Source organism: Pseudomonas sp. GW821-FHT04C07, from assembly GCF_059420325.1.
In genome coordinates, this window is sequence record NZ_JBWKTM010000008.1 from 217011 (window position 1) to 236878 (window position 19868).

At 60.2% G+C, this 19868-nt stretch carries 18 protein-coding genes and 1 pseudogene; 8 read left to right on the forward strand and 11 right to left on the reverse strand.

The features are described from left to right. Positions 1-107 precede the first annotated feature (107 nt). Positions 108-1385: an acetyl-CoA C-acetyltransferase gene (locus tag AC07UI_RS16765; RefSeq protein WP_494993541.1), complete on the forward strand. Its 1278-nt coding sequence runs from the start codon at positions 108-110 to the stop codon at positions 1383-1385. Here the strand turns inward: AC07UI_RS16765 and AC07UI_RS16770 are convergent. Then, entirely contained in the window at positions 1372-2400 is a 1029-nt protein-coding gene (locus AC07UI_RS16770) for a bile acid:sodium symporter family protein (protein WP_494993542.1), read from the reverse strand. The two genes, AC07UI_RS16765 and AC07UI_RS16770, sit on opposite strands and share 14 nt — an antisense overlap. A gap of 83 nt (positions 2401-2483) precedes the next feature. Between AC07UI_RS16770 and AC07UI_RS16775 the strand changes: the two genes are divergently transcribed. Then, the gene (locus AC07UI_RS16775; RefSeq protein WP_494993543.1) at positions 2484-3275 is read left to right on the forward strand and encodes an AraC family transcriptional regulator; all 792 of its coding nucleotides are present in this window, start codon (positions 2484-2486) and stop codon (positions 3273-3275) included. A 133-nt stretch (positions 3276-3408) separates the two neighbouring features. Here the strand turns inward: AC07UI_RS16775 and AC07UI_RS16780 are convergent, their stop codons facing one another. Next, complete coding sequence (locus AC07UI_RS16780) at positions 3409-4176, reverse strand: methyl-accepting chemotaxis protein (RefSeq protein ID WP_494993631.1); 768 nt, start codon at positions 4174-4176, stop codon at positions 3409-3411. A 90-nt stretch (positions 4177-4266) separates the two neighbouring features. Beyond that, positions 4267-5355, reverse strand: a pseudogene (locus tag AC07UI_RS16785) (cache domain-containing protein); the annotation flags it as partial. 487 nt (positions 5356-5842) lie between these two features. Between AC07UI_RS16785 and AC07UI_RS16790 the strand changes: the two are divergent. Further along, the gene (locus AC07UI_RS16790) at positions 5843-6736 is read left to right on the forward strand and encodes a PA4780 family RIO1-like protein kinase (RefSeq protein ID WP_494993544.1); all 894 of its coding nucleotides are present in this window, start codon (positions 5843-5845) and stop codon (positions 6734-6736) included. A 226-nt stretch (positions 6737-6962) separates the two neighbouring features. Here the strand turns inward: AC07UI_RS16790 and cueR are convergent, their stop codons facing one another. From cueR to AC07UI_RS16805, 3 genes are all read right to left on the reverse strand, one after another. Further along, positions 6963-7376 (reverse strand): Cu(I)-responsive transcriptional regulator, encoded by a 414-nt coding sequence (cueR, locus tag AC07UI_RS16795; protein WP_494993545.1) that lies wholly within the window; start codon positions 7374-7376, stop codon positions 6963-6965. Continuing rightward, positions 7373-9769: a heavy metal translocating P-type ATPase gene (locus AC07UI_RS16800; RefSeq protein ID WP_494993546.1), complete on the reverse strand. Its 2397-nt coding sequence runs from the start codon at positions 9767-9769 to the stop codon at positions 7373-7375. Before AC07UI_RS16800 ends, cueR begins: the two co-directional genes overlap by 4 nt. A 216-nt stretch (positions 9770-9985) precedes the next feature. Next, positions 9986-10369, reverse strand: a complete 384-nt coding sequence (locus AC07UI_RS16805; RefSeq protein ID WP_494993547.1) for a hypothetical protein — start codon at positions 10367-10369, stop codon at positions 9986-9988. Between the two features lie 148 nt (positions 10370-10517). On the opposite strand from AC07UI_RS16805, the gene AC07UI_RS16810 reads away from it, so the two are divergent. Both AC07UI_RS16810 and AC07UI_RS16815 read left to right on the forward strand, forming a co-directional pair. Continuing rightward, positions 10518-10715 carry a heavy-metal-associated domain-containing protein gene (locus tag AC07UI_RS16810; RefSeq protein WP_494993548.1) on the forward strand — a complete coding sequence of 66 codons (198 nt, stop codon included), beginning with the start codon at positions 10518-10520 and terminating at the stop codon, positions 10713-10715. A 94-nt stretch (positions 10716-10809) separates the two neighbouring features. Further along, complete coding sequence (locus AC07UI_RS16815; protein WP_494993549.1) at positions 10810-12006, forward strand: multidrug effflux MFS transporter; 1197 nt, start codon at positions 10810-10812, stop codon at positions 12004-12006. 1 nt (position 12007) lies between these two features. On the opposite strand, the gene AC07UI_RS16820 is transcribed toward AC07UI_RS16815, so the two are convergent. Together AC07UI_RS16820 and AC07UI_RS16825 are read right to left on the reverse strand one after the other, a co-directional pair. After that, positions 12008-12187 (reverse strand): hypothetical protein, encoded by a 180-nt coding sequence (locus tag AC07UI_RS16820; protein ID WP_494993550.1) that lies wholly within the window; start codon positions 12185-12187, stop codon positions 12008-12010. Positions 12188-12335: 148 nt separating this feature from the next. Continuing rightward, entirely contained in the window at positions 12336-13349 is a 1014-nt protein-coding gene (locus AC07UI_RS16825) for a zinc-binding alcohol dehydrogenase family protein (protein ID WP_494993551.1), read from the reverse strand. Positions 13350-13485: 136 nt separating this feature from the next. Here AC07UI_RS16825 and vimR point away from each other — a divergent pair, with 136 nt between their 5' ends. Together vimR and AC07UI_RS16835 are read left to right on the forward strand one after the other, a co-directional pair. Beyond that, positions 13486-14415: a transcription regulator VimR gene (vimR, locus tag AC07UI_RS16830; protein ID WP_494993552.1), complete on the forward strand. Its 930-nt coding sequence runs from the start codon at positions 13486-13488 to the stop codon at positions 14413-14415. A 129-nt stretch (positions 14416-14544) separates the two neighbouring features. Next, positions 14545-15924 (forward strand): MFS transporter, encoded by a 1380-nt coding sequence (locus AC07UI_RS16835; protein WP_494993553.1) that lies wholly within the window; start codon positions 14545-14547, stop codon positions 15922-15924. 126 nt (positions 15925-16050) lie between these two features. Here AC07UI_RS16835 and AC07UI_RS16840 read toward each other — a convergent pair whose 3' ends face one another. Next, the gene (locus AC07UI_RS16840) at positions 16051-17016 is read right to left on the reverse strand and encodes an alpha/beta hydrolase (RefSeq protein WP_494993554.1); all 966 of its coding nucleotides are present in this window, start codon (positions 17014-17016) and stop codon (positions 16051-16053) included. Further along, positions 17017-17907 (reverse strand): KPN_02809 family neutral zinc metallopeptidase, encoded by an 891-nt coding sequence (gene ypfJ / locus AC07UI_RS16845; RefSeq protein ID WP_494993555.1) that lies wholly within the window; start codon positions 17905-17907, stop codon positions 17017-17019. Here ypfJ and AC07UI_RS16850 point away from each other — a divergent pair. Then, positions 17906-18094: a hypothetical protein gene (locus tag AC07UI_RS16850; protein ID WP_494993556.1), complete on the forward strand. Its 189-nt coding sequence runs from the start codon at positions 17906-17908 to the stop codon at positions 18092-18094. The two genes, ypfJ and AC07UI_RS16850, sit on opposite strands and share 2 nt — an antisense overlap. Positions 18095-18134: 40 nt before the next feature. On the opposite strand, the gene AC07UI_RS16855 is transcribed toward AC07UI_RS16850, so the two are convergent. Then, entirely contained in the window at positions 18135-19853 is a 1719-nt protein-coding gene (locus AC07UI_RS16855; RefSeq protein WP_494993557.1) for an FAD-dependent oxidoreductase, read from the reverse strand. Between the last annotated feature and the right edge of the window lie 15 nt (positions 19854-19868).

Consider the following 19868-nt stretch of genomic DNA (forward strand, 5'->3'; position numbering starts at 1 on the left):
GCTGGGGTTCAAACTGTGGACCATTGATGGTCATCAGTCGTTCGATTAAACGAGATACAACCTACGCTTGTACAAGCGTGCACCACTCACAGGATAGGGAGCTTTTCATGACTCAGCCGCGCCGCGTCGCGATTATCGGCGGTAACCGTATCCCCTTCGCCCGCTCCAATGGTCCTTATGCCACGGCGAGTAACCAGGCGATGCTGACGGCGGCGCTCGAAGGGTTGATCGAACGCTATAACCTGCACGGCCTGCGCCTGGGCGAAGTGGTTGCTGGCGCGGTACTCAAGCATTCGCGGGATTTCAACCTGACCCGCGAATGCGTGCTTGGCTCGCGGCTGTCACCGGCCACCCCGGCCTACGACATTCAACAAGCCTGCGGTACAGGCCTTGAAGCGGCGCTGCTGGTGGCGAACAAAATCGCCCTGGGGCAGATCGAATGCGGCATCGCTGGCGGGGTCGACACAACCTCGGATGCGCCGATCGGGGTGAATGAGGGGTTGCGCAAGATTCTGTTGCAGGTCAATCGCAGCAAAACCACCGTCGAAAAGCTCAAAACCCTGCTGCAACTGCGGCCCCATCACCTGAAGCCTGAACTGCCGCGAAATGGCGAACCGCGCACCGGCTTGTCCATGGGGGAGCATTGCGAGTTGATGGCGCAGGCCTGGAGCATTCCCCGTGCCGAGCAGGATCAGCTGGCGCTTGAAAGCCATCAGAAAATGGCTGCCGCCTACGCTGAAGGCTGGCAAAACGATTTGATGACGCCGTTCCTTGGCCTGACCCGTGACAACAACCTGCGCCCTGACCTGACCCTGGAAAAACTCACGTCGCTCAAACCGGTGTTCGAGCGCAGTGAAAAGGGTACGTTGACGGCGGGCAATTCGACGCCGCTGACCGATGGTGCGTCGCTGGTGTTGCTGGGCAGTGAGGCATGGGCCAAGGAGCGCGGCTTACCGATCCTCGCGTATCTGCGCGACGGCGAAGCGGCTGCGGTGGATTTCGTCAAAGGTGCGGAAGGCCTGTTGATGGCGCCGGTGTATGCGGTGCCGCGCTTGCTGGCGCGTAACGGTCTGACGCTGCAGGACTTCGATTACTACGAGATCCACGAAGCCTTTGCCGCGCAAGTGCTGTGCACCCTCAAGGCTTGGGACGATCCGGTGTATTGCAAAACCCGTCTCGGCCTGGACGCGCCGCTGGGCTCCATTGACCGCAGTCGGCTAAACGTCAAAGGCAGCTCTCTGGCCGCCGGACATCCGTTTGCGGCCACGGGCGGGCGGATCGTCGCGAGTCTGGCCAAGTTGCTGGACGCGGCGGGGCAGGGTCGAGGCTTGATCTCGATCTGCGCCGCTGGCGGTCAGGGTGTCACTGCAATCATTGAGCGCTGAGCACAGCTGCGCCTTGCTGCTCGGCGATCAACCGATTGCGGTTGGCGTAACTCTCGGCCATCACCGAGCAGACGATCAACTGCAAGGGGTGATAGATCATGATCGGCAACAGGATCAGCCCCAGCCCCGGGTTGGCGCCGAAGATCAGCGCGGCCATCGGTGCGCCGGCGGCCAGAGACTTTTTGCTGGAGCAGAACACCGCGGCGATCTCGTCGGCCGGACTGAACTTCAAGGCGCGGGCGGTGCGAGTCGTCATCCAGAGGATAGCTGCCAGCAATATCGCGCTGCCAATCAAGGCGCTGAGAATGACCGAGTTACCCTGCTGTTGCCACATGCCGGAGACCATCGAGTTGCAGAACGCGGCGTAGACCAGCAACAGGATCACCAGCTTGTCGACGATGTTGGTGTAGCGCTTGTGTCGGGCGAAAAACTTGCCGAAGAACGGCCGTAGCAACTGGCCGAGCACCAGCGGCAGCAGCAACATTGCGCAGAGGTCGAGCAAGGTCGAGCCCAGATCGATCCCGCCCGCGCCGCTGCCCATCACCAAACTCACCAGCAACGGCGTGAGGAAGATCCCCAGCACGCTGGACAGGCTGGCATTGAGAATCGCCGCTGGCACGTTGCCGCCGGCGCTGCCGGTCAGGGCCACAGAGGAGGAGATCGTCGAGGGCAGGGCGCACAAGTAGAGAAAGCCGAGCATCAACAGCGACGGGAAATGGGAACCCAGCAGTTTGTCGCTGAGCAGCCAGATCAGCGGAAACACCACGAAGGTGAAACTCTGCACCATGATGTGCAGACGCCAGTTCTTCAGACCATGGCTGATCTGTTCGCTGGACAGGTTGACCCCATGCAGAAAGAACACCAGAAACACACCAATGTTGATCACCCATTCGGCATGCATCGATCCGCCCGAAGCGCCGATGCGTGGGAACAGGTACGACAGCAAGGTCGCCACCAGCATGCCGCACAAGAACCAGTCGGTGACCACGCGTTTGAGGTGTTTGAAGGCATGCATATCCGGCACCGATAGGATTGTAAGAATTGATGACTTAGCCTAACGTCGGTGCAACAAGCCGTCTTGCGACATAAGGCCAATCAATGCCGACTAACGGACAACGTGGACTCGAACGGCAAATTCCTGCCCTGACGGCATTGCCGCGTCCGCTGTATGCGCGGGCTGAAAGTCTCAGCGCCGGCTCATGGACGCCGGCTCATCGCCACGACTGGGTGCAGTTTTCCTACGCGATCAGTGGCGTACTTGGCGTGCATACCGCCGAGGGCAGCTTCTTTGCGCCGCCACAGTGGGGGATCTGGATTCCGGCTGACCTGGAGCATCACGTGGTGACCTCGATGCGTGCGGAAATGCGTAGCCTCTATGTGCGCCGCGAAGATTGCGCATGGGCCCCTGAGCGTTGCCGGGTGCTGGAAGTGACGTCGCTGACGCGGGAGTTGATCAAGAGTTTTTGCCAATTGCCGGTGGATTATCCACAGGGCAACACCCGCGAAGCGCGCCTGGTGCAGGTGCTGATGGACCAGTTGGCGAGCTTGCCTGAGGTCGGCTTCTCCTTGCCGCTGCCACGCCATCCACGCCTGCTTGGGCTGTGCAACGAGTTGATCGCCAGCCCTGAGCAAAGCGTCACGTTGCACGAGTGGGCTGAGCATCTGGGGACATCGGAGAAAACCTTGATGCGGCTATTTCAGCGTGAGACGGGTCTGAGTTTCCGCAGCTGGCGTCAGCGTATGCGCTTGTTGTCGTCATTGCGCACATTGGAGGAGGGCGACAGCGTGACCACTGCTGCGCTGTCGTGTGGCTATGACTCGACCTCGGCGTTTATTGCGGCGTTCAAGGGGTTGTTCGGATTTACCCCGGGAGAATTGTTCAAACAGTGAAAGCGCTAAAAGAGCGATCGCTCCCACGCAGCGCGTGGGAGTGTAGCGATGGACGCTCCAGCGGCGCTTTTGAAGCGTGACGCGGAGCGTCACCGGAGGCATTCCCACGCAGAGCGTGGGAACGATCAGGCTCTCAAGTGCGGAACCTTCTCACCAAAACATCCAGCTCATTGGACAACCCTGCCAGGCTCCGGGAGTCCAGTTGCGCCGAGTTGGCCAATTCGGCCACCAGCTGCGCATCGCCATGGATCTGGCTGATGTGGCGGTTGATGTCTTCAGCGACCTGGTGCTGCTCCTCGGCGGCCGTAGCGATCTGGGTGTTCATGTCGCGGATCACGTCCACCGACTCACGGATCTGCCCGAAACTGCTACGCGCCAGCCCGATGCGGCTGACGGACTGTTGCGACACTTCAAGGCTGGCGTGCATCTGCTGCGTGACCTGACTGGTGCGCTTGGCCAGATTGCCCAGCAGGCCGTCGATCTCGGCAGTCGAGTCGGCGGTACGCTTGGCCAGGGCTCGCACTTCATCGGCAACCACGGCAAAACCGCGACCTTGCTCACCCGCACGGGCGGCTTCAATGGCCGCGTTCAAGGCCAGCAGGTTGGTTTGCTCGGCGATGGAGCGGATGGTGCCGAGAATCGACTGGATGTCATTGCTGTCGCGCTCCAGTTGCTGCATCGACTGCGCTGACTGCTCGATCTCCTGGCTCAGCTGATCGACGCTGCTGACCGCGGCATCGATCTGTTGCTGACCTTCGCGGGCCTGGCGCTGACCACTGTCGGCCGATTCGGCGGCCTGGCTGCAAGAGCGCGCGACTTCGTTGGCGGTGGCGACCATTTCGTGGAACGCGGTGGACACCATGTCCACTGCTTCGCGCTGGCGTCCGGCGGCTTCGGCCATGTCGCTGGAGACCTGGGTCGAGCTCTTGGAAGTGGCGAGGATCTTGTTCGCTGCCTGGCCGATGTTCTGGATCAGGTTACGGATCGCTGCCAGGAACTGATTGAACCAGTTGGCCAGTTGCGCGGTTTCATCGCTGCCACGGATCTGCAGGTTCTGCGTCAGGTCGCCTTCACCCTGGGCGATCCCTTCCAGACCGCTGGCGACGCTGCGGATCGGCCGCACGATCAGGCTGGCGAAACTGGCACCGACCACGGCGAAGATCACCGCCAACACCGTGGCGATGATTGCGATCAACCAGGTCAGCTGGGTCGCCGAACTCATCACTTCGGTCTGTTTGATCAGGCCGATAAAGGTCCAGCCCAGCTGTTCCGATGGCCAAACGTTGGCCATGTAGTGCTCGCCGTTCAGTTCGACTTCCACCAGGCCTTTGCCGGCCTTGGCCAGTTGCGCATAACCATCACCCAGGCTGCTCAGGGCTTTAAAGTTGTGCTCCGGTTGCTTGGGATCGACCAGCACCGTGCCGGTGTTTTCCATCAGCATCAGGTAACCGGTATCGCCAAGCTTGATCTGTTTGACGATTTCGGTGAGCTGTTTGAGCGTCACGTCGATACTTACCACGCCGCCCGTGGCGCCCAACTTGTTGCCGATGGTGCGCACGGTACTGACGTAGGTCGTGTCGTCGGCGGCATAGTAATAAGCTTCTGTGCGAAACGGTTTGCCCGGATTGGCCATGGCGGCCTTGTACCAGGGGCGCTGACGCGGGTCGTAGTTGTTCAGCTTCGCTTCGTCAGGCCAGGAGACGTAACCGCCAGCACTAGTGCCCACGATCGCATAGGCGTAAGACGGATGGCTGGTGCCTATGCTCTCGAGCAGGGTAAAAATCTGTTTGTCCATCTCCCCTTGGGGAATGTCCGCCGCGTTGGCGCTGATGTAGGTTTTGAGGCTGTCATCGCTGTTTTTGATCAGCGGCTGGTTGGCCAGATAGTTGACGTTCTGGCTGATGCTATCGAAAAATATTTGCATGGCGTTGCTGACCTGACGAATCTCACGGCCGCTGCCGTCGACGAAAGCGTCTTTCGCATCGCTGCGCAGGTTCAGCACCACCAGGGTGGCGACCAGTACGACCGGCAAGCAGGCGATGATTGCAAACGCCCACGTCAGTTTTTGTTTGATGTTCATCCGCGCTCCAGATTTTTCTTATAAGCCCACGAAGTGCTGATGACTCGCGGATTAACGGCAGCCGTAAAGCCTTGCGGTGTTTTTTGCAGTCTCTTGCATCCTGCGACGTGCGCGGCCTCCATCAAGGAGATCCAGTGCGGTACGCTGGCGTCTTTATTCTGATTGTCAGACAAAATAGGTTTGTCTCTGATGACTTCGGCTGATTGGAGAGAAAATTGAGGCTCTTCAAAAAAAATCCTGCACTGGCCTGGTGACCCGGTCTCAGCTTGTGTCACAAATGCCCTCGTATCGGGCCGCTAACAAGGGCAGGACTCTCGGCTATGATTCTGTGCGGTCGACCGATGTCGACCGGTTTCTCTGATTAATCTGGCACATTGAGTGCATCTGAGGTGTTCATAGGTCGGCAACCCCTCCCCGCTGTGAGAGGATTGCCGTATAACGAGTGACATTCGCGTGTTTGGTAATAAAGGACCCACAATAAAAGCTGATGAAGACTCCAAAACGCATTGAACCCCTGATCGAGGACGGTCTGGTCGACGAGGTGCTGCGCCCACTCATGAGTGGTAAAGAAGCAGCTGTTTATGTGGTGCGCTGCGGTAACGAGTTACGTTGCGCCAAGGTTTACAAGGAGGCGAATAAACGAAGTTTTCGTCAGGCGGCCGAGTACCAGGAAGGTCGCAAGGTGCGCAACAGCCGGCAGGCTCGAGCGATGGCCAAGGGCTCCAAGTTCGGTCGTAAAGAAACCGAAGACGCCTGGCAGAATGCCGAAGTGGCTGCATTGTTCCGTCTGGCCAGTGCCGGCGTGCGGGTTCCCAAGCCGTACGACTTCCTTGAAGGCGTGCTGCTGATGGAGCTGATCGCCGATGAATACGGTGACGCGGCGCCACGTTTGAACGATGTGGTGCTGGAACCGGATCAGGCGCTTGAGTATCACGCTTTCCTGATTCAGCAGATCGTGCTGATGTTGTGTACCGGTCTGGTGCACGGCGACCTGTCCGAGTTCAACGTGCTGCTGACGCCGACGGGTCCTGTGATCATCGATCTGCCGCAAGCAGTGGACGCGGCGGGCAACAACCATGCGTTCAGCATGCTGGAGCGGGATGTCGGCAACATGGCGTCCTACTTCGGGCGTTTTGCTCCGCAGTTGAAAGGCACCAGGTATGCCAAGGAAATGTGGGCCTTGTATGAAGCCGGCACCTTGCATCCGGCCAGCGTGTTGACCGGCGAGTTCGACGAACCGGAGGAGCTGGCGGACGTCGGCGGCATCATGCGCGAGATCGAAGCCGCACGGTTCGATGAAGAGCGTCGGCAAGCGGTGCGCGCCGCTGACGATGCGCCACCGGGCAAAACCGAAGAGCCGCCTCCACCCTGGATGCAGTGATTGGTTAAAAAAATCCGGCCTCGGCCGGATTTTTTGTGGAGGGTGTTTTCTCACGACGCGGCACATTTCCTGTAGCAGCTGCCGCTAGGCTGCGTTCGGCTGCGAAGCAGTCGTAAAATCAGGCACTGCGGTATTCCAGGCGAACCGTGGAAGCAGGATTTGCGACTGCTTCGCAGCCGAACGCAGCCTCGCAAGCTCGGCAGCTGCTACGGATCGTATAGCGGCTTCAGGCAACACCCTTCTCACAACATACGCCCGAGGCCAGCTCCTTGAGGATCGGGCAGTCGGGTCGATGGTCGCCGTGACAGTGTTCGACCAGGTCTTGCAGCGTGTCGCGTAACTGCCCCAGTTCGCGGATCTTCAGGTTCAGCTCCTCGATATGCTGACGAGCCAGCGCCTTGACGTCGGCGCTGGCCCGCTGCCGATCCTGCCACAGGGTCAGCAGCTTGCCGACCTCTTCCAGCGAGAACCCCAAATCCCGTGAACGTTTGATAAAGGCCAGCGTGTGCAGGTCGACGTCACCGTACACGCGGTAGCCGCTGTCGGTGCGATGGGCCGCTTTGAGCAGGCCTGTCGACTCGTAATAACGGATCATCTTCGCGCTCAGGCCGCTCTGACGGGCTGCTTGGCCGATGTTCATTCAGCGTCCTCCAGGTCGTTGGGTTTCCAGGTTTTCAACAGTAGCGCATTGCTCACTACGCTGACGCTGGACAATGCCATGGCGGCGCCAGCCAGTACCGGATTGAGCAGACCGAACGCCGCCAGCGGGATCCCGATCAGGTTATAGACGAAGGCCCAGAACAGGTTCTGGCGAATCTTCGCGTAGGTCTTGCGGCTGATCTCCAGCGCCGCCGGCACCAGCCGCGGATCGCCGCGCATCAAGGTGATCCCGGCAGCATGCATGGCGACATCGGTGCCGCCGCCCATGGCGATGCCGATATCGGCTGCCGCGAGGGCCGGTGCATCGTTGATGCCGTCTCCGACCATGGCCACCACGCCCGTCTTTTTGAGATCGGCGACGGTGGCGGCTTTATCGGCTGGCAGCACTTCGGCGTGTACGTCGCGAATCCCCAGCGCTTGGGCGACGACCCGAGCGCTGCCACGGTTATCGCCTGTCAGCAGGTGGCTGCTGATATCGCGGGCGTTGAGCGCTTGCACGGCTTGCAGGGCGCCGGGCTTGAGGGTATCGCCAAACGCGAACAGGCCGAGCACACGAGGTTGCGGGCTTTGTTCGATTAGCCAGGACAAGGTCCGGCCTTCGATTTCCCATGCTTGAGCGGATTCTTTCAGTATTCCGGCGTTCAAGCCGCTTTCCTCCAGCAGGCGACGGTTGCCCAGTGCCAGCTTTCGGCCGTCAAGGGTGCCGGCGATACCGCGTCCGGTCAGGGACTGGCTGGCGCTGACATTGGCCACGGGCAAATTACGCTCGGCGCAGGCGTCCAGCACAGCTTTGGCCAATGGGTGTTCACTACCGCGTTGCAGCGCACCGGCCAGTTGCAAGAGTGTGCCTTCGTCACCATCGATGGCACTGAGGTGGGCGATTCGTGGCGTGCCGCAAGTCAATGTGCCGGTCTTGTCGAAGACCACCGCGCTGACTTCATGGGCGCGTTCCAGTGCTTCGGCGTCTTTGATCAGAATGCCGTGGCGGGCTGCAACGCCGGTCCCGGCCATGATCGCCGTCGGCGTTGCCAGGCCCAGCGCGCAAGGGCAGGCGATGACCAATACCGCCACCGCATTGATCACGGCAATCTCTAGCGGTGCGCCATACAGCCACCAGCCAATTAGCGTTGCCAGGGCCAGCAATAGTACGACGGGCACGAACACCTGGCTGACTTTATCCACCAGTTTCTGGATCGGCGCCTTAGCGGCCTGGGCGTCTTCCACCAGACGAATGATTCGCGCCAGCACGGTTTCCGCGCCGAGTGCCAGGGTGCGCACCAACAGGCGACCTTCTCCATTGATTGCGCCACCGGTGACTTTGTCGCCGGGCTGTTTCGGTACTGGCAGGCTTTCGCCGCTGATCAGCGCCTCATCGGCATGGCTCTGACCTTCGAGCACCTCGCCATCCACCGGGAAACGCTCGCCGGGTTTGACCATGACCAGATCCTGGAGGCGCAAGTCGCTGATGGCGACGTCCTGTTCGCGGCCGTCGATGACTTGAATCGCCCGTTCCGGACGCAAGGCTTCAAGGGCGCGGATGGCGCTGGCGGTCTGGCGTTTTGCGCGGCTTTCCAGGTATTTGCCAAGCAGCACCAGAGCGATGACCACTGCCGACGCTTCGAAATACAGGTGCGGCATGCTGCCGGCGGTGGCAGTGGCCCATTCATAAAGACTCAGGCCATAACCGGCGCTGGTGCCCAGCGCCACCAGCAAGTCCATGTTCCCGGCGCCGGCACGAACGGCCTTCCAGGCGGCGATATAAAAGCGCGCACCGAAGATGAACTGCACCGGCGTCGCCAAGGCAAATTGCGCCCAGGCGGGGAGCATCCAGTGCAGACCGAAGGGTTGCACCAGCATCGGCAACACCAGCGGGAGTGCCAGGATGATTGCGAGCAACAAGGCCCAGCGTTCGCGAGGCAAACGCTGTTCCTGATCGGTGAAAGTCGATTGTTCGCTTTGCCACAGGCTGGCGGAGTACCCGGCGTTGCTGACGGCTGTGATCAAGGTCGCGGGATTGATCTGGCCAAGCAGTTCGAGGTGGGCACGTTCATTGGCCAGGTTGACGCTGACGCTCTTCACCCCGGCGACTTTGCCCAATGCTCGCTCGACTCGCCCGACACAAGAGGCGCATGTCATGCCACCGATGCTCAGTTCCAGGCTCTGGGCCGGAACGCTGTAACCAGCCAGCTGCACAGCTTCCATCAAGGCCGGGAGGCTGTCGCTCGGCGCCTGGACGCGAGCCTGCTCGGTGGCCAGGTTGACGCTGACGGCGCTGGCACCGATGACCTTGCTCAAGGCGCGTTCCACACGCCCGGCACAACTGGCGCAGGTCATGCCGGCAATCGGCAGATCGAAGGTGGTTGATTCGGGCATGGGCAGTACTCCCTGTAGAAATTACCTACAGGATCAACCTTGCCATGCTGGCAAGGTCAAGCGCCAATTTGCGGACACAGAATAACTGTAGGAGCAGCCGGTCGACGCTCGATTGCTCGCGATGGACGTTAACGATAACGCGTACTCATTGAAGAAACGCGTCAAGTTCATCGTCGGAACGCCGCCCGGAGCAAGCTCGCTCCTACAGGGCGGTGATTAATACTCCAGCGACGCCTGTTTCAGGTACATGCCTGCCTGGGTCATGGCGATGCGGAATTTGACAATGTCGCCCGCCTTGAGGGTGATGTTCTGCGGCCCCGAAGCCAGCATCCCGGGGTTGCAGCCCGGCGCCTGGCCCGGCAGCAACTTGAGTCGTAGTGAAACGTTGCCCGGTGGCAAATTGAACGAAGTGCTCTGCTCCTGGAACAATCGCGCAGATAACTGATCCTGTATGTACACGCCGATCTCGCACGAGGTCGCGACTTCCAGGCGTTCGCGGGAAATAATCAACACGCCGTAATCTGTTCCGGCGGCGCTGGTCGTTTGCGCGACACCGAAAAGGCTGAGGAGGCTGAATAGGCTAAAGGCTGACCAGCGCATGGCTGAATCTCCTACTGTCGTTTCATTGATGACGCAGCTTGGCCGAGCAGGGCGCCGATTGCCAGCCCGGCAGATCACTTCAGAACTTGACCTTGCCATCGTGGCAAGGTCGAGGATGGTCACATCCCTCATTAAAAGGAGAAGTGTGATGCAAGTATTCAATGTTCAAGGTATGTCGTGCGGCCACTGCGTTCGGGCCATTACTCAGGCGCTACAGGCCAAGGATCCGGCGGCCAGTGTTCGTGTCGATCTTGCTGCGAAAGAGGTGGGTGTTGAAAGCGCTCTGTCGGCGGATGAAGTGATCAACCTGATCAGCGAAGAAGGCTACGCAGTGACGCTCGCCTGAGTCTTTTTATTAGTTAGCGACCTATCGGAATGTTCAAGGCGTCCAAGCGCGGCTAGACTGTCGGGCTGCTGACTGACGTTCAACTGGATGCCTGATGAACTTTCGCACAATCCTGATTCTTGGTGCCTTGAGCGCTTTCGCACCGCTGGCGATCGATTTTTATCTGCCGGGTTTTCCGGCGATGGCGGTCGCTTTCGGTACTGATGAAAAACATATTCAGCTAACGCTGGCAGCTTATTTTCTCGGCTTGTCTATCGGGCAATTGGCCTATGGCCCGGTGGCGGATCGCTTCGGTCGGCGGATTCCGCTGCTGGCCGGGGTCACGCTGTTCACCCTGGCGTCGCTGGCTTGTGCCTTTGCGCCTGGTCTCGATTGGCTGATCGGCGCGCGCTTTATCCAGGCCTTGGGCGGCTGCGCGGGGATGGTGATTTCCCGGGCGGTGGTCAGCGACAAATGCGATGCGGTGGGGTCGGCCAAAGTCTTCTCGCAACTGATGCTGGTGATGGGCCTGGCGCCGATCCTCGCGCCGATGCTCGGCGGGCTGATGGTCAACCTCTATGGCTGGCAGTCGATCTTTATTGCGCTGACCCTGTTCAGTGCCCTGTCCGCACTGGCCGTGGCACTGGGACTGCCGGAAAGCCTGCCGGCCAGTCAGCCGCGCCAACCGTTGTCGGGTGCCTTGCGCCAATATGGTCGCTTGCTGTCAGACAAAGTCTATCTCGGACATGCCTTGACCGGCGGGATTGCGATTGCCGGGATGTTTGCCTATATCGCCGGTTCACCCTTTGTCTTCATCAAACTCTACGGCGTACCGGCTGAGCACTTCGGCTGGTTGTTCGGCAGTAACGCGGCGGGTTTCATTCTGGTAGCGCAGATCAATGCGCGGTTGCTGTCCAGGCGTGGGCCGGCCTTTTTGCTGGCGCGTACGGTGTGGATTTATCTGGCGGCCGGTTTAACGTTGTTGGGCGTCAGTGCGTTGCACACGACTCAGTTGTGGCCGCTGCTGGTGCCGCTGTTTATCTGCATCGCGAGTTTGGGCTGCATCATTCCCAATGCTTCGGCCTGCGCCATGAGTGGTCAAGGCGCACGGGCGGGCAGCGCCTCGGCCATGCTGGGATGTCTGCAGTTCAGTGTTGCCGCCGGGGCGGCGTCACTGGTAGGTGTTCTGCATGATGGCAGCGCAATGCCGATGGCTATGGTGATCAGTCTGTGCGGGATTCTTGCGGTGAGCGTGGCGATGGTCACTCGCCGACTGCAAAACGCCCGGACCGCAGCACAAGCGGCTGCCTGACTCAGCCAGCAGTGTACTGTTGTCTGTCGGGAAATCGATGGGGAGCCTGGAGCCGCGTTTCCAGTGTATGGGCAAAGGCGCGGGCTTCGGCTTCACTACGGAATGTCACCGCGTGTTGGTCGAGCCGGACCTGCCATTGAGGGCCTTGGGGTTTTGCCAGTTCTTTTATCAGGATCTTCATTGCTGACCTCCTCACGTAAAAGACAACGCTGCAAAGACCTAGAGTGTAGACCCGAATGCGGTCGCAGATATGACGCAGGTCAAGTCTCTGACTGACGGTGTCATCCGCATCCCGCTCAGGTTGCGGATGACTGCGATGTCCCTGCGCTTTAGAAGCCTTCGAGCACGATCTTGCCTTTGGACTTGCCGCTTTCCAGCAGTGCGTGGGCACGCCGCAGGTTGGCCGCGTTGATGGTGCCGAAGTGTTCGCCGACGGTGGTTTTCAGGGTGCCCGCATCGATCAACTCAGCCACGCGGTTGAGCAGCTTGTGCTGTTCGAGCATGTCTGTGGTTTCGAACAGCGAACGGGTGTACATGAACTCCCAGTGCAGCGACAGGCTCTTGCGCTTGAGCTTGGTGACGTCCAACGCCTTCGGATCATCGATCAGCGCCAGTTTGCCTTGGGGCGCCAGTGCTTCGACCAATTGGTCCAGGTGCTGATCGGTTTGCGTCAGGCTGGCGACGTGGGTCACGTGAGTCTGGCCGGCACGCTTGAGTTCTTCGCTTAGCGGCTGGCTGTGATCGATCACCAGATCGGCCCCCAGTTCATGCACCCAGCTCCGGGTTTCGGGGCGTGACGCGGTGCCGATCACTCTCAACGCCGTGAGCTGGCTGGCCAGTTGAGTCAGGATCGAACCCACGCCACCGGCGGCACCGACAATCAGCAGGCTTTGGCCCTGATCGGTTTTGCCTTCACTGACTTGCAGCCGTTCGAACAGCAACTCCCACGCGGTAATCGCGGTCAGCGGCAATGCAGCGGCTTGCGCGAAGCCGAGGGTTTTTGGCATGTGGCCGACAATCCGCTGGTCAACGACGTGCAACTCGCTGTTGCCGCCGGCACGGGCAATGGACCCGGCGTAGAACACTTTGTCGCCAGCCTTGAACAGACTGACTTCGCTACCGACGGCTTTGACCACGCCAGCCACATCCCATCCCAACACCTTGGCGGTGCCACCTTCGGGCTGGACGTTCTGGCGGACTTTGGTGTCCACCGGGTTGACCGAGATGGCTTTGACTTCAACCAGCAGATCCCGTGGGCCGGCCACCGGTTCTGGCAGCTCGATGTCTTGCAGGGATTTTGGGTCGTCGATGGGCAAGGAGGCGTAGTAGGCAACGGCTTTCATCGGAGCTCCTGAAGGGTAATAACGCTGAAGGGCAAAAGTTCGATGGGCGGATCATTGGCTATTTCTCTTGAAGATAAAACCCGCTAAAACAGCAGTCTCTTTCAATATTTTTTTGATAATCGGCTGGTGATAGACGATGTTGCGTTTCGATGACTTGCAGTTGTTCGTGCGCGCGGCGGACCTGGGCAGTTTGTCTGCGGCGGCGCGGGTGATGGATATGTCGGCGGCGGTGGCCAGTGCCGCGTTGAAACGTATCGAGCAGCAATTGGGTGCCCGGCTGCTGGCGCGTTCGACCCGCAGCCTGCGGTTGACGGCCGAGGGCGAAGGCTTTCTTGAGTACGCCAGGGCCGCGTTGAGTAACCTCGATGAGGGCCGGCGTCTGCTGACCAGCGGGCAGGATCAGGTGAGCGGGATCTTACAGCTGTCGGCGCCTTCCGATTTCGGGCGCAACGTGTTGTTGCCCTGGCTGGATGAGTTCCAGCGTGAGCACCCCAGGCTCACCGTACGTTTGTTGCTGGGCGACCGGATTGCCGACCTGTTCCGCCAGCCGGTGGATATCGCTCTGCGTTACGGTGAGCCGGAAGACTCAAGCCTGGTGGCGTTGCCGATTGCACCGCAGAACCGTCGGGTGTTGTGTGCGGCCCCCAGTTATCTGGCCCGGCGGGGTGAGCCCCGGCAACTGGAGCAATTGGCCCAGCATAATTGCCTGCTATTCATGCTCGGCAGTCGGGTTCACGATCACTGGAGTTTTCATGACGGCAAGCGCGAAGTGGGCCTGACCGTTAGCGGCGATCGCTTCAGTGACGATGCCGATGTGGTGCGTTTATGGGCCGTGGCGGGTGCGGGGATTGCCTACAAGTCCTGGCTTGATGTGGCCGCCGATGTGCTGGCCGGGCGTTTGCGAGTGCTGATGCCGGAATTGTCATGTGAGCGTGCGCCGCTGAATTTGTTGTGCGCCCATCGCGCGCAATTAAGTAAACCGGTGAACTTGTTGCGTGAAATGATTAAGTCACGTTGCGAGACGATATCCAGCCAATGTCCAACATTGTTTGTCTCTGATGATTAACCGCCATAAGACGTCTGTGCCCTGGGTTTAAAGAGTCGTTAACAGATGCGGGCAGGTCGCATCCAGCAATAGCCCTGGTAAACGATCCCGCACACTCGATTTGCAGACTATCGAATCGGGGGAGAGGACATGGGGATTCAAGGATATAGCGCTGCTGAGCGTCTGGAACGGTTACCCATCAGTGGTTACCACCGAATCATTTTCATCATCATTGCCCTGGCGTTTTTCTTCGACTCCATGGACCTGGCAATGATGACCTTCCTGCTTGGCTCGATCAAAGCCGAGTTTGGACTGAGCACGGCGCAGGCGGGGTTGCTGGCCAGTTCGAGCTTCTTCGGCATGGTCCTGGGGGCGTCCTTGTCCGGTATGTTGGCCGATCGTTTCGGCCGCAAGCCGGTGTTCCAGTGGAGCATTGTGTTATGGGGCCTGGCGAGCTACCTGTGTTCCACGGCGCAGACGATCGAGATGCTTACGCTATTCAGAATCCTGTTGGGGATCGGCATGGGCATGGAGTTTCCGATTGCCCAATCAATGCTCTCCGAGTTGATTCCGGCCAAGGGGCGGGGACGTTACATCGCGTTGATGGACGGCTTTTGGCCCCTTGGGTTTGTAGCGGCGGGAATTCTTTCCTACTTCCTGTTACCCGTCATTGGCTGGCGTGACATTTTTCTGGTGTTGGCGGTGCCGGCGGTGTTTGTTCTGGCTATCCGCTTCTTCATTCCGGAGTCACCGCGCTGGCTGGAACAGGCCGGGCACCACGACTCAGCAGACAAAGTATTGCTGCGCATCGAGGACCGGGTTCGCGCCTCGTTGAAACGGGCTGATTTGCCTGAGCCGATTCGCCTGCCGCGCATCGTCATCCACCCCGTGACCTTCTTTTCGGCATTCCGCGAGCTATGGTCGCCACTCTATCGCCAGCGCACGATGATGATCTGGAGCGTCTGGTTCTTTGCTCTGCTGGGCTTTTACGGCCTCACTTCCTGGCTCAGCGCGTTGCTGCAGCAGTCGGGTTTTGCCGTGACGCAGTCGGTGTATTACACCGTGCTGATTTCCCTCGGCGGGATCCCTGGCTTTTTGATGGCAGCGTGGCTGGTGGAGCGCTGGGGGCGCAAACCCGTGTGCATCGTGACCTTGCTCGGTGGCGGGATCATGGCGTTCTTTTACGGGCAAAGTGCGGTGTTTGGCGGCAATGTCAGCCTGCTGATTGGCTCGGGCTTGCTGATGCAGTTCTTTCTGTTCGGTATGTGGGCGGTGCTTTATACCTATACACCCGAGCTGTATCCGACGTCGGCGCGGGCTACCGGATCGGGCTTCGCCTCGGCGATCGGTCGGATTGGTTCTTTGCTCGGGCCGATGGTGACCGGGCTGGTATTCCCGATCACCGGGCAGGGCGGTGTATTCGCCTTGGGTGCACTGTGTTTTGCGACCGCCGCAGCGGTGGTCTGGCTGTTCGGGATGGAGACCCGGGGCAAGACGCTGGAGGAGTTGAGCGAGGCGGTTGCGGGGTAGGTCTGTCAGGGCACACCACGTTATCGTTCATCGCGGGCAAGCCTCGCTCCTACAGGTACATGCGGTCCGTAGGAGCGAGGGGCGCCCAGTCCTTGCCCGCGGCGTCCTGTTTGACGACGTTTCCAACTACCTGAACAACGCCGCCTGCCCCTCAGGCGATGTAAACATTCCATCCTCGTCATGCCCAACCCCGGGCACTTCGATCAGGCGCTGACTCAGTCCTTGAGGATGGCGCCGCCTCAGATAGTCAAAATAATTGTGCCCTCGAATCAATCGATAAGCGCCCTGGGTTTGGGCCTCACAACTTTTATCCAGCGTCGGATGATGCGGGTCGATGTCTTGCTTCCCCAGTAGATAAACGATGTCACGTTTGACGTAGTTTGCCTCCAGCTGCGCAGGCGTCTGCCCGCTTGCATAGGCGGGTAAATCCGTTAGCCCGTACTTCCAGTGGTTAAATGCCGGACAACTGGCGTGATTGAACGCGACTGGCCGTTTTTCATCGAAATACGCGTACGACGAGGGATTGACGATCACATAACGCACCTTCACGCCGGCGGTCTTGATGGCTGGCTGATCATGGCTCAGCAGCGCGTAGCGCTGAACCACCTGAGCGCCGCCGGAGTGGCCGGCGATGACGATTTCCTTCACATCCGGAAACTGTTGTCGATCGACGAGTCGGGCGACGATTTCGTCGATAACTGCGTAGGAACTCAGAGGGTGCGGAGCTGAGGACAAGCCGCCGGCCATCCAGTCATTGCCCTGCCAGCGCAACATGCTGTCGGGCAACTGATGGCGGGCGATATCGGATTCATTGAGAAACTGTGGTGCGATCACCAGTGTGGTCGCGCTTTGCCCGGCCTGCTCGGCTGCGCGTTCGGCACTCCGACGGTAGGTTTCAGCATTGCGTAAATGGCCATGAATGATGATCAGCACGCGTTCGATCTTCGTCGGCGCAGGGCCGATGTCCACGGTCATCTCGCCGGCTTCCAACTGCAAGCGCCCGGGGCTGATCTCCTTGACCCCGTGCTCGGCAGCCTGGCTGCCGATGCAGATGACCAACAGGCCCAGAAACGTCAGCCATCGAGCGATCATTTACAGGTCTTTCACAGCGAAGGTATCGCACTGGCTGATCTGGCCCTGGGCGAACCCGGTCTTGAACCAGCGAACCCGTTGTGCCGAGGTGCCGTGAGTGAAGGAGTCCAGTATTACGCGGCCCTGACCCTGCTGTTGCAAGCGGTCGTCACCGATGGCATTGGCTGCGTTCAGCGCTTCTTCGATGTCTCCCGGCTCGAGCCAGTTCAGACGTTTTTGCGCATTGTTGGCCCAGACACCGGCCAGGCAGTCGGCCTGTAACTCCTGACGCACCAACAGACCACCGTCGCCCTCCATCTGCCGACCCTGGTGCCGAGCAGCCTGGATCTTGGCAGAGACGCCGAGCAAGGTTTGTACGTGATGGCCGACTTCGTGGGCGATGACATAGGCCTGAGCAAAGTCGCCCGCAACGGAGAAACGTTGGGACATCTCCCGGAAGAAACTCATGTCCAGATAAACCTTCTGGTCCGCCGGGCAATAGAAGGGGCCGGTGGCGGAGCTGGCGAAGCCACACGCGGAGTTCACCCCGTTGCTGAACAGGGTCAGCGTAGGGTACTTATATTGGCGTCCGGCCTGCTGGAAAATTTGCCCCCAGGTGTCCTCTGTATCGCCGAGGATGGCGCGGACGAATTCTGCTTGCTCATCTTTGGCCGGCAGTGCCTTGCGCATCTGTTGGGTGGTGGCCGCTTGCTCGGTCAGCTGGCCGGACAGTTGCCCGAGAATCTGCATCGGATCCTGGCCGGTCAGCCAGCCGATGCCGACTATCAGCACGACGGCAGTCAGGCTCAGGCCCTTGCCACCACCGAAGCGCATCCCACTGCCGCCCTCGCCAGTATCGTCACCGCGAGCATCCACCACGTTGTCGCTGCGTCGACCTTTTTTCCATAGCATGTGGGAATCCTCTCTTAATCTGGTGATGAGTGTTGCTGGTGAGTGGCGCTGGCGCCAGTCCGGCCGTCCGGCGTTTGCCGCGAACGGTGGTATTCGCGGCAACGATTTCGTCGTCGCCGAGAAATATTCAGCGTTCCATAGAACACAGGCGACCCATCAAATTCCGTCGGGTGACGGGTTTTATTAAGGAGGGCAGAACGTCTGCTTCGAGAGGGCTGGTCGATCTCCTATTCGTAAGCGGCAGCACCGGCGATATGTCGACCGGCAATGTAGCCAAAGGTCAGCGCCGGGCCGAGATTGATGCCGCCGGCCGGGTAGTAGCCGCCCATGATGCTGGCCATGTCGGTACCCGCAGCGTATAGCCCGCGGATCGCCTGGCCGGTTCCATCGAGCACTTGGGCGTGTTCATTTACTTTGAGCCCGGCGAAGGTGCCGAAACACCCCGGCTGGACTTTCACGGCATAGAACGGACCTTGTTCGATGGGGGCGACGCAGGGGTTGGGCTGCTGCAATGGGTCGCCCTGTTTACGGTTATAGGGTGTCGAACCGCGGCCGAACTGCGGGTCGTCGCCGTGTCGCGCATGCTGGTTGTAGCGCGACAGGGTGGAGCGCAGGCCCTGCTCGTCGATACCGCAGGCGTGGGCCAGTTCCTCGAGGGTGTCGCCGGTCTTGAGGTAACCCGAGCGAATAAACGGCGACACCGGCAAGGGAAAGGGACGAGAGATGCCGAGACCATAACGACGCTGGAAACGATGGCTGCAGATCAGCCAGGATGCGACTTCCTCACCTTGTGGGGCTGCTTCAACCATCGCCGTGACATAGTCGTAGTAACCGTTGGCTTCGTTGACGAAGCGTTGGCCATTGCTCAAGACACCGATGATTCCCGGCTTGCCGCGCTCGATAATGTGCGGGAAGTGGCCGATCCTGCCGTCCTTGTACGGCACTTGCGAGACCGGCGCCCAGGCGACGGGGGACTCGAGATCGGTCTTGACCTGCGCGCCGACGCTTTCGCCCAGCCGCAGCCCGTCGCCTGAAGCGCCAATAGGCGGCAATGCCAGATGTTCGTGGCCGGTGGGTGTGCGCGGGAACAGTGCTTTACGTCGCTCTATGTCGTTGGGGAAACCACCCGCGGCCAGCACCACGGCTTTGCGGGCGCGGATGTGGAACGTGCCCTTGGCGGAACTGACTATCGCACCGCTGACCTCATCTCCCTCGCGCAACAGTTCTGTGACCGGTGCCGACTCCCAGAGCAGCACGCCGAGGTCTTCAGCCGATTTTGCCAGGCGTGCGATCAGCGCGACGCCGTTGACCAGTTGCATGGCGCGACCGTGCCGCGCAAGGTCAAACACATGTCGGCTCAAGCGCTTGACCACATGCAGTGCCGCAGATGGCGAGCGGGTCAGGTTGAGGAACGCCGAGAGGTCAGCACCGGCCATGATCGGCATGCCCATGAATGAGGTTTCACGCAGGGTTTTGCGCAGGCGTTTGAGCAGTTTGCCGACCAGGCGACCATCATAGGGCGCGGCGATGACCGAGCGCCCGCCGGTGCCGGCACCGGGAGTGTCGCCATGGATATCGGCGATGGCGTTGCCGTCGGCGAATTGCAGCGAGGTGTGGCGCTCGAAAAACGACACCATGCGTGGCCCGGCTTCGAGGAAGGCGTCGATCAGTGCCGGTTCATAGCGTTCACCCAGTTCGTGCTTGAGGTAGGTGCGCGGCAGCTCCACATCTTCGACGATACCCGCGCGTTGGGCCAAAGGGTTGCACGGCACCCACATCCAGCCACCCGACCAGGCGCTGGCGCCGCCGAACACCTCGTCCTTTTCGACGACGATGACTTTCAGGCCATGCCAGGCTGCTGTGACGGCGGCTGCCAGACCCGCTGCGCCAGAGCCGACGATCAGCACGTCGCAGTCGATTTCTTGCTGGGAGGAGGCGGCAGGCATCGTGGCAGAACTCCA

Coding starts and splice junctions, on each gene's coding strand:
- AC07UI_RS16765 (WP_494993541.1), top strand. CDS start 108: ATGACTCAGCCGCGCCGCGTCGCGATTATCGGCGGTAACCGTATCCCC.
- ypfJ (WP_494993555.1), bottom strand. CDS start 17,907: ATGCTATGGAAAAAAGGTCGACGCAGCGACAACGTGGTGGATGCTCGC.
- AC07UI_RS16820 (WP_494993550.1), bottom strand. CDS start 12,187: ATGAAGATCCTGATAAAAGAACTGGCAAAACCCCAAGGCCCTCAATGG.
- AC07UI_RS16775 (WP_494993543.1), top strand. CDS start 2,484: ATGCCGACTAACGGACAACGTGGACTCGAACGGCAAATTCCTGCCCTG.
- AC07UI_RS16815 (WP_494993549.1), top strand. CDS start 10,810: ATGAACTTTCGCACAATCCTGATTCTTGGTGCCTTGAGCGCTTTCGCA.
- AC07UI_RS16770 (WP_494993542.1), bottom strand. CDS start 2,400: ATGCATGCCTTCAAACACCTCAAACGCGTGGTCACCGACTGGTTCTTG.
- AC07UI_RS16810 (WP_494993548.1), top strand. CDS start 10,518: ATGCAAGTATTCAATGTTCAAGGTATGTCGTGCGGCCACTGCGTTCGG.
- cueR (WP_494993545.1), bottom strand. CDS start 7,376: ATGAACATCGGCCAAGCAGCCCGTCAGAGCGGCCTGAGCGCGAAGATG.
- AC07UI_RS16790 (WP_494993544.1), top strand. CDS start 5,843: ATGAAGACTCCAAAACGCATTGAACCCCTGATCGAGGACGGTCTGGTC.
- vimR (WP_494993552.1), top strand. CDS start 13,486: ATGTTGCGTTTCGATGACTTGCAGTTGTTCGTGCGCGCGGCGGACCTG.
- AC07UI_RS16780 (WP_494993631.1), bottom strand. CDS start 4,176: ATGGCCGAAGCCGCCGGACGCCAGCGCGAAGCAGTGGACATGGTGTCC.
- AC07UI_RS16850 (WP_494993556.1), top strand. CDS start 17,906: ATGTGGGAATCCTCTCTTAATCTGGTGATGAGTGTTGCTGGTGAGTGG.
- AC07UI_RS16855 (WP_494993557.1), bottom strand. CDS start 19,853: ATGCCTGCCGCCTCCTCCCAGCAAGAAATCGACTGCGACGTGCTGATC.
- AC07UI_RS16805 (WP_494993547.1), bottom strand. CDS start 10,369: ATGCGCTGGTCAGCCTTTAGCCTATTCAGCCTCCTCAGCCTTTTCGGT.
- AC07UI_RS16835 (WP_494993553.1), top strand. CDS start 14,545: ATGGGGATTCAAGGATATAGCGCTGCTGAGCGTCTGGAACGGTTACCC.
- AC07UI_RS16840 (WP_494993554.1), bottom strand. CDS start 17,016: ATGATCGCTCGATGGCTGACGTTTCTGGGCCTGTTGGTCATCTGCATC.
- AC07UI_RS16825 (WP_494993551.1), bottom strand. CDS start 13,349: ATGAAAGCCGTTGCCTACTACGCCTCCTTGCCCATCGACGACCCAAAA.
- AC07UI_RS16800 (WP_494993546.1), bottom strand. CDS start 9,769: ATGCCCGAATCAACCACCTTCGATCTGCCGATTGCCGGCATGACCTGC.